Below are 8,890 nucleotides of genomic sequence, written 5' to 3'. Positions count from 1 at the left end.
AAAGCAGCGGCGCGCGTTAGCGCGTCCAGCCCACAGGGCGATGCTGCCTTTGCTTGTTATATTTTTAATAATCTTCACCTTCGTCACCCACAACCTTAGCATTTAATATTTTGGCGATCTTTTTAGCTTTTTTAAGCTGCGCTTTATCGGTACCAATAGTTATTGAGCCATTTGAATAAGTAAAAGAGTACTTTTTTTTGAGAATTGGACTGGTCCAAACACAGCTGTTCGGAGTTGAAACTTCAATTTCTTCGCCTGTCTGAGGATTTACGGCTATCGCCGTATTTTGAACCGACAATGATTTGTCTTGCTCACACACGGCTAACCATTCCTCTACAGAGATTTGATTCTCACGTTTTATGTGCAAATTGTATCCGGCCATAGATTTTCCTGATGCCAATAAAAGCAGTGAGACTAAGAGTATTCGTATGTTCATAAGAAAATATAACGCCCAAAGCAGCGGCGCGCGTTAGCGCGTCCAGCCCGCAGGGCGATGCTGCCTTTGCTTGTTATGTTTTTACTCGCCAAGCTCACTAAGAAAACCCTCTGGATCGCTAACGAACTTAGCTGCTTTTGATTTAAGAATATACTGTTTGAGCTCGAAAACGTTTGGATTGAGCATTATCTTTTGCCCAGGAACGAACAACACACAATTTAGTAAAGAAGCAGCCTCACAGAGAGCGGACATAATACTTGTGATGTTTTCTCTAAGATCGAGCCTAAACCCAATTGAAAATATCTCACCTTCTTCGTGCCACACACTTATATCGTGCACCTTATCATTGCCCCAGAGGGATAAATCTTCAGACCACGATTCTGCTTTGGGCAATATAGGTGAGAATATAGCATCGAGGTCTTTGGTGGGCTGGTTCTCGACCCACGCGCAAGTAGTATCGAACCCATCCTCTCCATAAAGGGATTCAACCTCAAAATTATTCTCTTCAGCCCACTTGGCAGGGACGAACTCAATTGGAATTTGCCAAACTGCCACTTAATTCTCCTGAAACATAACAGCTGTATAGTGCGCATGCGCGTTTTAGTCCTCGGAGGAGTGTAAACGCGCATCGCTATCTGTTTGTATTAGCTGGATATAATAGAGTTTAGTCTTAATATCCCTTGCAGCTAAACGCGCATGCGCGGTTTCCAAACCTATTATCTACCAGCTGTATTTTTTAACTTTATGAATTTAATGTTATTTTCTAAAATGTTACAGAAATAACGCGCAAACTTAGCTGCAAATTTCCGGGATTTTTCCTGGAACGGCAATAATACTGTATAGAAAATCAGTTCTGAGGCGCTTGTCATAAGCGTTCCAAGCAGTAAAACCAAGGACCCTACAAAAAGCGTTGAGTAAAGCCATGGCTACCGCACGGGTCCAAACTCTGTTTGTCCCTACATTCCGCTGAAAACGGAAAAGTGTTGTTGCTTTCGGCCTTAAGCTTAAGAAAGTGCTAAAGCTAAGCGTTTGAATTGGTTATACAATACCCAGTTCTGAATGTGAAAACAATTAGCCAAAGGTCAAGTTTTGACAAAGGCAACAAAACCCTGATTTGGTTTGTTTTTGAAGCAGAATTGACTGGGTTTGAAACCCAAAGCAACATGACTTTAAGCCGCTGGCACAGCGGCTATCATAGCTTCCAGCTAAAAGTTCCTAAGTTAGTACTGGCCGAGCTTCCGGCCACGGTGTAGCCCATCACCTGTGGTGCACCTTTCGCACAGGCGATACTGTGACACGCTGCGAGTACGTCCTTGTAAGCTCTGCCTCGCCATCCCTGGCTCGGAAGGTCACAGTTCCACCTGTGCCTGGAAAATAGGTGTATGTCTGCAAACTCTTCAGATATTTCAAGCTACTCAGCGCTAACAGAGTTGTACCAATTCCCCCTCGGTGTCGCCGAAAGCCGTTGGCGCAAATAACGTGGCTGAGGCATGGATGCCGAAGCAGCGACAGTCGAATCAGGGATGAGCGTCTGAAGCGATAGTTATTTGCGCCATTAGGCCGAGGGGCTTTCGACACCGTGTGGGGCGGCAAGGGAGATCCAAGAGGGGATTGCTGTTGATCCCTTCTTGGTCGGGTGTGGGGCGAAGCTCCACGACTTTACGCCGCTGGCACAGCGGCTAGCATTGCTTTCAGCTCAAAATAGCCAAATAACATAGATTGAACTTCCAGCAACGGATGTCTCCCATTGCCTGCCGCAGGCTTATGCACAGGCGATCCTGTGATTCGGCGAGAGTTGCACAGCAACATGCTTTCGAGCGCGAGCCAGGGACGGTGAGCTGGCCGTTAAACAGGAAAGTTGTTGTGAATACGTCCATGTAGCCTCGACGAAAACATCTGACCTACAGGGACGTAGGAAATGCCGAATTTGTCTGGAACAAAATTCGGCCCTGTTTTCGACGGTCACAGTTCCGCCTTTGCCTGGAAATGAGGTGTATGTCTGCAGACACTTCAGATGTTCCAAGCTACTCAGCGCTAACAGAATTACACCGATTCCCCTTCAAAGCCGCCGCTAGGCGTTGTTTGCCTATTGGCGTAGCCGAGGCCGGCTTGGAAAATTGAAAACTAATTTACCGAAGCTATACCTGATAAGAACAAGCTATGCCTGATAAGAAAATGCCCTCCGATGGAGGGCATTGATGAGTACAACCGGGCTTAAACGTTTCTCGGTTGCTCAGGCTTATCTATATCCAAAGTCACTTCATAGGCCACATTGTTTTGGCTGACAGGCTTTACCGTCTCCACTTTGGGCTCGGCACTGGCCTTGGTATCCCGGGCGATTTGCAGCGCTTCATGGGTGAGCATATTGTTGCCGCTCAGCAGATCATTCAGCCCGCCCTTTTCGGCATCTACCAGCCCCAACTCTCTGAGCATGGCATCGACCACAGGTGCGTTGGCGCGGTAGTTGAGCGCTGCACTGGTCACTTGCTCGGCAATGCCGCCCTTGACACCGGCGCCATCAGAAGCAGTCCCCAGTTGGCCGGTTACGCCGCTGCCATAGCCTTGAAGGATCTTGATGCCTTCGATGTTTTCCAGTGGTTTAACCGCATTGGCGACGATTTCCGGCAGAACTTTGAGGATCGCCAGTGAGCGCTGCAGGGCAACTTGCTCGTCACGCAACACGTTCTCGGCTTCGTGCAGTGCCTGTTTACCGGCCGCTTCCACCGCATACACCTTCTCATCGGCCTCGGCCTTGAGCATCTTGGCATCGGCACTGGCGCGGGCTTCGGTCAGTATCGCTATGGATCTATCTTCGGCGGCGCGTTTCTCGGCTTCAGCCTGAACTGTAACGCCAACGGCTTCCCGCTCTGCCTCTTTACGGGCGTCAATAACTTCAATCTCTTTGCGACGATTGGCCTCAGCCACCTGACGCACTGTGATTACCGCTTCCTCTTTTTCAACCTTGAGCTTTTCGGCCTCGGCGGCGCGGGCTCTGGCGGCAGATTCTTCTTCCGACTTGGCGGCAACCGCAATCTGTTTCTCCTGTTCGGAGACTTCGATATCTCGCAGCTGCTGAATTCTGGCCTGCTCAATTTGCTTACGCTTTTCAATCTCGCGGGTTTCTATGTCTTTGGTCTTTTCAATTTCCGCCGACTCGATGGCGCGTTCCTTGGCGATTTCCGCCTCCCGCTCCTCACGCTGCTTTTGCTCTTTCTGCTTGATGATCTCGGCCTTTTGCTCGGCGCGCTTGAACTCCAGCGCCTGCTGCTGGATCAGACGTGCTTCCTCTTCGGCCTTTTCAATGTTCAGCGACTCTTTTTCGGCTTCCAGGTTACGCAGCTCAATCTGGATCCGGTTGTCCTGCTGAATATCGTTGGTTTCTTTGCGCTTTTCTTCGATGATCTTGGCGAGTCTAGCACGACCTTCGGCGTCGAAGGCGTTGTTCTCATTGAAGAACTCCAGCTCTGTCTGGTCAAAACCTGTCAGAGAAACCGACTCCAGTTCCAGACCATTTTTCTCGAGATCGTTGGCAACGTTGTTCTGCACCCGCTGTACAAAGTCAGCCCGCTGTTCGTGCATCTCTGTCATGTTCATTTCGGCAGCCACGGCGCGCAGCACGTCAACAAACTTGGACTCCATCAGCTTCTTGAGCTCTTCCACCCTATTGGTGCGACCGCCCAATGTCTGGGCCGCCATGGAGATACCTTCGGCATTGGGAGCCACCCTCAAGTAAAAGTCGGCCTTGACGTCCACCCGCATCCTGTCTTTGGTGATCAGGGCATCTTTTTGGGTCTTGCCCACCTCGATGCGCAGGGTGTTCATATTGACGTGAATAATTTCATGCAGTACCGGCAGGACAATGGCGCCGCCATCTTTGACTACCTTTTCACCACCGAAACCCGTGCGCACAAAGGCCATCTCTTTGGTAGCGCGGCAATAGAGCTTGGCAAAAATAAACCCTATCACCAACAGGCAGAGCACTACTGCGCCTGCGGTAAACAGCAACATACTGGTGCCGCTGGTATTTAAACCCGGGATGGTTTCCATTCCTGTTGTTTCCTTCTTTGGTTAGATTATTGTTCAAAACGGGTGGCAGACCACACGCGGCCGCTGCGTCTTAGCAGCACCACTTGCACCCCTGCCGGGAATTCGGTGTCTTCGTCTTCGGGCTCGACCAGGACATAGTGTTTCTGACGGTACTGATCCTGAACCACAGCCTCGCTGGGATTTCCCTTGATGGCACAGCCGAGTGTCACAGTACCGACGCTGCCGCTGAGATCTTCGATTGAGACGGCGCTGGATTCATTTTTGGGAAGGATTCGGGCCAGCTGCCCACCGAGGAAATGGCAGGCAACCGCCGCCAACGGCAAGGCCAGCAACAAGGAAAACACTTGCGGCAACAGGGCCGAGGTCAGCAGCCAGGAAAAATAGTTAAGCAAGTAGCCTGTAATACTGAAACATCCCAGTGCCAGTACAAACCAGATGAGCACAGGCAGCCTATCCAAGCAGAGCCAACCGGCCAGCGCTGTCAGTCCGCCCTGAGGCAGGTCAGTATCAAGATCGGCATCGGGAAGCCAGTCATCCATGGCGGCCATCAGGCTGATACCCGCGATTAATGTGAGTCCCTCTATCACTCCAAGCAGTGCCACTATCGCCAAGGCTACAGCATAGGGCAGATTGGACTGGGCCAGAAAAAAGTCCAGCACAGGATTCCTCCTTGTGGGCGACGACCGCTCCCGGTCGCCAACATTCCATATATGCCTGTTAAATTCAGGTAATTCCCGAGTTTACCTCCAGGCAAGCTTGGACTCCAATAGCTTTTATCTGCATTTGACGTCAGAAATCGGAAGCAGTTCACACTAAGGCTCAAATCCAGAAGGTTTTATGCTGCCATCGCAACGCTTAAGGCTTAACCAGGCTCAGTTAACCTTAAGTCGCAAACTGCTGGCTTAATATCAGCAACAGGGAATACCCCAATTAGTGCCACACCTTTATTTTTTGTTACAAAACATTATCTTAATAAATCTATGCATGAGTAAAGCCTACTGAAAACTGCTTGAGTATCGTCCCTTGGCTTGGTTAGCATAGGGGCAGTTATTCTTTGATGAATGCCAGACATTCCAGAGCACACCATGACAGCCAAAACCGAATATCAGCAACTTTGCCAGCACTTTCGTACCATCAGCCACTTCGAGCATTTCAGTGCCCTGGGGGACTGGGATCAAGCCACCATGATGCCCATGGACGGCAGCGAGGCCCGCTCCGAGGCGATGGCCGAGTTGGCATTACACATTCACAGTTTAAAAACCTCGCCCCGGCTTGCCGAATGGCTGGATAGCGCCGAAGCCAAGACCGCCGAACTCAGTATCGAGCAGCAAGCCAACCTCAGAGAGATGCGCTGGCACTATGCCCAAGCTATAGCCGTACCGGGGGACTTGGTGCAGGCCAAGACGCTGGCGGGTTATCGCTGTGAAAACCAATGGCGTGAACAGCGACAAAACAACGATTGGCAAGGGTTTCGCCCCAATCTTGAGGCGGTAATCGCCTTGGTGCGAGAAGAAGCCCAGGCTCGCTCGGCGCACACTGGCAAGGCCGGTTACGATGCCCTGCTGGACAGATTTGAACCCGGCATGACATGTGAGCGGCTGGAGACCACTCTCGGAGCGGTGCGGGACTGGTTGCCCGAGCTTATCCAAAAAGTGAAGCACAAGCAGCTGCACCAGAGTTACAAGAGCAGCGCCGGCGACTACCCGATAGCAGACCAAAAGCTGCTGGGACGGGAGGTAATGCAATACCTGGGATTTGATTTCAATCAAGGGCGCTTGGATGTCAGCTCGCACCCATTTTGCGGTGGCGTGCCCGGTGATATCCGCCTCACCAGTCGCTACACGGAAGATGACTTTATCGCTGCCCTCACCTCCACTATTCACGAAACGGGTCATGCCCGTTACGAGCAGGCGCTGCCAAAGGATTGGCGAGGACAACCCGCCGGAATGTCTCGCTCCATGGGGTTCCACGAGAGTCAGAGCCTGTTTTTTGAGATGCAACTCGGCGGCAGCCGCGCCTTTATCAGCAAGCTCTATCCGAGAATTCGCCGACATCTCGACTGCCCGGTATCGGCCCATGAACTGGTCGACAATATCACCCGGGTCAAGCCGGGTCTTATCCGGGTCGATGCCGATGAAGTCACCTATCCGGCGCACATACTGCTGCGATTTGAAGCCGAGCAGGCCTTTATCGACGGCAACCTGGAAGTGAAAGACCTACCCGATTTCTGGGATCAAAAGATGCAGCAATATCTGGGGCTGAGTACTGCCGGCAATTATAAAGATGGCTGCATGCAGGATATTCACTGGACCTTGGGCGAACTGGGATATTTCCCCAGCTATACCTTGGGCGCCATGTATGCCGCCCAGCTGAGATTTGCCATGGAAGCCGAGTTGGGCCCCATTGAAGCCCTACTGAGCCAGGATAAGCTGGGGCAGATTTGCGACTGGCTGGATGAAAAGATCTGGTCCAAGGGGTGCCTGCTGGAAACCGATGAACTGATCCGCAGCGCCACAGGGCAGAGTCTGGATCCCAACTTCCTGCAGCGCCATCTGCAGCAGCGCTATCTGGATTAATTTATCTGCAAAAATGGTATAATGGCGCGTTTCTACGAAGTAACTGAAAAGAGAAAGTGAATTCAGATGTTGATACGCGCCATTAGCCAGGATGACTGGCAAGCCATAGGCGAAATTCAAGCAGAGTGCTACCACGCTCTGGCCCCCGAACCTTTACATGTGCTCAAGAGCAAGTGGCAGGCATCACCGCAAACCTGCTATGTCCTTGAAAAGAGTGACCAGGTGGTAGGCTATTGTCTGGCTCATCCCTGGACCGAAGACACCCCTCCGCCACTGTACAAGGCGATTACCACACTGCCCAAGGCCGACACCCTTTATCTGCATGATATTGCCATCAGCAACAGAGCTCAGGGATTCGGCGCCGGACGCAAACTGTTTGATACCCTCAAGCTTCAGGCGGAAAAACTGCGCCTGGGTTCCTTGTCACTGGTTGCAGTACAGGGCGCCTGTGGTTACTGGGAAAAGCTCGGCTTTAACCACAAGCGTATCGAAAAATCGCTGGCCACCTATACAGATGACGCCAGTTATATGGTCTATCCGGTAGCCCGCTGACAGATGCAACCCACACTCATCACCATAGGCTTGTTGTGCCTGAGCAATATCTTTATGACCTTTGCCTGGTACGGCCACCTCAAGTCCCTTTCAGGTAAACCCTGGATCATTGCCGCTTTGGTCAGTTGGGGCATAGCCCTGTTCGAATATCTTTTGCAGGTACCGGCCAACCGTATTGGTTATAGTGTGATGAATGTGGGCCAACTCAAGATACTTCAGGAAGTCATCACCCTGAGTCTGTTTGTTCCTTTTTCATTCTATTACCTTAAAGAACCACTGAAACTGGACTATCTTTGGGCCGGGTTGTGTATGCTCGGCGCCGTTTATTTTATATTTCGCAGTAAGTTCGGTTGAGCCCACTGCTTTAATGAGGACACAAGATGGCACGTCAGGTCGCCTATGAATACAAGGGGGTCGCGAAAGTGATCAACTTTGCCTATGACAAATACCACGACATGTACGAGGCTGTTGCCGCCGCCGAGGGAATAGATCTCAGCCGTTTTCTGGCAATGGAGCAGCAAGTCGCCATGACAGCCAAAGGCGGTGGCGCCCTGAAGAGCTATCGCACCAGTGAATTCGCCCGTATGGGGTTTCGTCATATCCACTTTGTTAAAGAAGAAGAGCAGGGTTAATACCTGCCCAAAAGAGGGTTAAGCCATGATAAATCCAGAGCACGCCAATTTTCCCCGAGCCGGCTTTTTCAAGCGCCTCGGTGCTGCCGTTTATGATCTACTGCTGGCGGTAGCCGTCTACATGTTTGCCGGTGCCATAGGGTTTGGGATCTTTACCGGCCTGACCGCCTCCGGCCTTATTCCCATGGGGAACTATGAACATGTTTCGGATCTGCTCAATGGCAACAGCCTCTATCACGGCCTCTATCAGCTGTGGCTGGCCTGCTGTGTGGCTGGTTTCTACGCCCTGTTCTGGTCCAAGGGCGGCCAGACTCTGGGCATGCGCGCCTGGCGCCTCAAGGTGCAACATCCCAACGGCCAAAACCTGAGTTTTATTACCGCGCTGGCACGGGTAGTTTGGTCCTTGTTGGGAATAGGCAACCTGTGGATCTTGTTCAGCGGTGACAAACTGGCACTGCAGGACAGCATGACCCGCTCAGAAGTGGTGCTTCTCAGTAAAGAAGCCAACTCACTGCGTAACTGGCACGGAGCCTGAGACACGGATTCTGAGATAATAGCCTGAAATACCCAGGTAGCGATGGCATTAAAATAAAGCGTTCTAGATGCCTCCAATACGCAAACCACAGCAAAAAGCCCTGTCACTGACA

At 51.4% G+C, this 8,890-nt stretch carries 9 protein-coding genes; 5 read left to right on the top strand and 4 right to left on the bottom strand.

Translation table 11 applies throughout. The features are described 5' to 3' along the window. Window positions 1-64 precede the first annotated feature (64 nt). The 4 genes from HCX89_RS22445 to HCX89_RS22430 all read right to left on the bottom strand — a co-directional run bounded on the left by HCX89_RS22445 (window position 65) and on the right by HCX89_RS22430 (window position 5,142). Entirely contained in the window at window positions 65-382 is a 318-nt protein-coding gene (locus HCX89_RS22445; RefSeq protein WP_167717507.1) for a hypothetical protein, read from the bottom strand. A 135-nt stretch (window positions 383-517) separates the two neighbouring features. Beyond that, on the bottom strand, window positions 518-991 hold the full coding sequence (locus tag HCX89_RS22440; RefSeq protein ID WP_167717506.1) for a hypothetical protein: 474 nt from the start codon (window positions 989-991) through the stop codon (window positions 518-520). A 1,659-nt stretch (window positions 992-2,650) separates the two neighbouring features. Beyond that, a complete protein-coding gene (locus tag HCX89_RS22435; protein WP_096140891.1) occupies window positions 2,651-4,483 on the bottom strand; it encodes a flotillin family protein in 1,833 nt (610 codons plus the stop codon). Between the two features lie 26 nt (window positions 4,484-4,509). Then, window positions 4,510-5,142, bottom strand: coding sequence for a YqiJ family protein (locus tag HCX89_RS22430; protein WP_039033177.1), 633 nt, complete (start codon window positions 5,140-5,142; stop codon window positions 4,510-4,512). Between the two features lie 426 nt (window positions 5,143-5,568). Here HCX89_RS22430 and HCX89_RS22425 point away from each other — a divergent pair, with 426 nt between their 5' ends. The 5 genes from HCX89_RS22425 to HCX89_RS22405 all read left to right on the top strand — a co-directional run bounded on the left by HCX89_RS22425 (window position 5,569) and on the right by HCX89_RS22405 (window position 8,778). Beyond that, window positions 5,569-7,059, top strand: a complete 1,491-nt coding sequence (locus HCX89_RS22425; RefSeq protein ID WP_167717505.1) for a carboxypeptidase M32 — start codon at window positions 5,569-5,571, stop codon at window positions 7,057-7,059. A gap of 66 nt (window positions 7,060-7,125) precedes the next feature. Continuing rightward, complete coding sequence (locus tag HCX89_RS22420) at window positions 7,126-7,611, top strand: GNAT family N-acetyltransferase (RefSeq protein ID WP_025011398.1); 486 nt, start codon at window positions 7,126-7,128, stop codon at window positions 7,609-7,611. A 3-nt stretch (window positions 7,612-7,614) separates the two neighbouring features. Then, window positions 7,615-7,965, top strand: coding sequence for a DMT family protein (locus HCX89_RS22415; RefSeq protein ID WP_107006303.1), 351 nt, complete (start codon window positions 7,615-7,617; stop codon window positions 7,963-7,965). Window positions 7,966-7,991: 26 nt separating this feature from the next. After that, a complete protein-coding gene (locus HCX89_RS22410; RefSeq protein WP_025011397.1) occupies window positions 7,992-8,243 on the top strand; it encodes a DUF2960 domain-containing protein in 252 nt (83 codons plus the stop codon). 25 nt (window positions 8,244-8,268) lie between these two features. Next, window positions 8,269-8,778, top strand: coding sequence for an RDD family protein (locus tag HCX89_RS22405; protein ID WP_028781602.1), 510 nt, complete (start codon window positions 8,269-8,271; stop codon window positions 8,776-8,778). Window positions 8,779-8,890: the final 112 nt, after the last annotated feature.

Source organism: Shewanella sp. Iso12, assembly GCF_012030025.1.
Classification (GTDB): domain Bacteria; phylum Pseudomonadota; class Gammaproteobacteria; order Enterobacterales; family Shewanellaceae; genus Shewanella; species Shewanella algae.
The sequence above is the reverse complement of the archived record's forward strand: the minus strand, read 5'-3'. Positions and strand labels throughout refer to the sequence as shown.

Coding starts and splice junctions, on each gene's coding strand:
- HCX89_RS22410 (WP_025011397.1), top strand. CDS start 7,992: ATGGCACGTCAGGTCGCCTATGAATACAAGGGGGTCGCGAAAGTGATC.
- HCX89_RS22445 (WP_167717507.1), bottom strand. CDS start 382: ATGGCCGGATACAATTTGCACATAAAACGTGAGAATCAAATCTCTGTA.
- HCX89_RS22415 (WP_107006303.1), top strand. CDS start 7,615: ATGCAACCCACACTCATCACCATAGGCTTGTTGTGCCTGAGCAATATC.
- HCX89_RS22420 (WP_025011398.1), top strand. CDS start 7,126: ATGTTGATACGCGCCATTAGCCAGGATGACTGGCAAGCCATAGGCGAA.
- HCX89_RS22405 (WP_028781602.1), top strand. CDS start 8,269: ATGATAAATCCAGAGCACGCCAATTTTCCCCGAGCCGGCTTTTTCAAG.
- HCX89_RS22425 (WP_167717505.1), top strand. CDS start 5,569: ATGACAGCCAAAACCGAATATCAGCAACTTTGCCAGCACTTTCGTACC.
- HCX89_RS22435 (WP_096140891.1), bottom strand. CDS start 4,483: ATGGAAACCATCCCGGGTTTAAATACCAGCGGCACCAGTATGTTGCTG.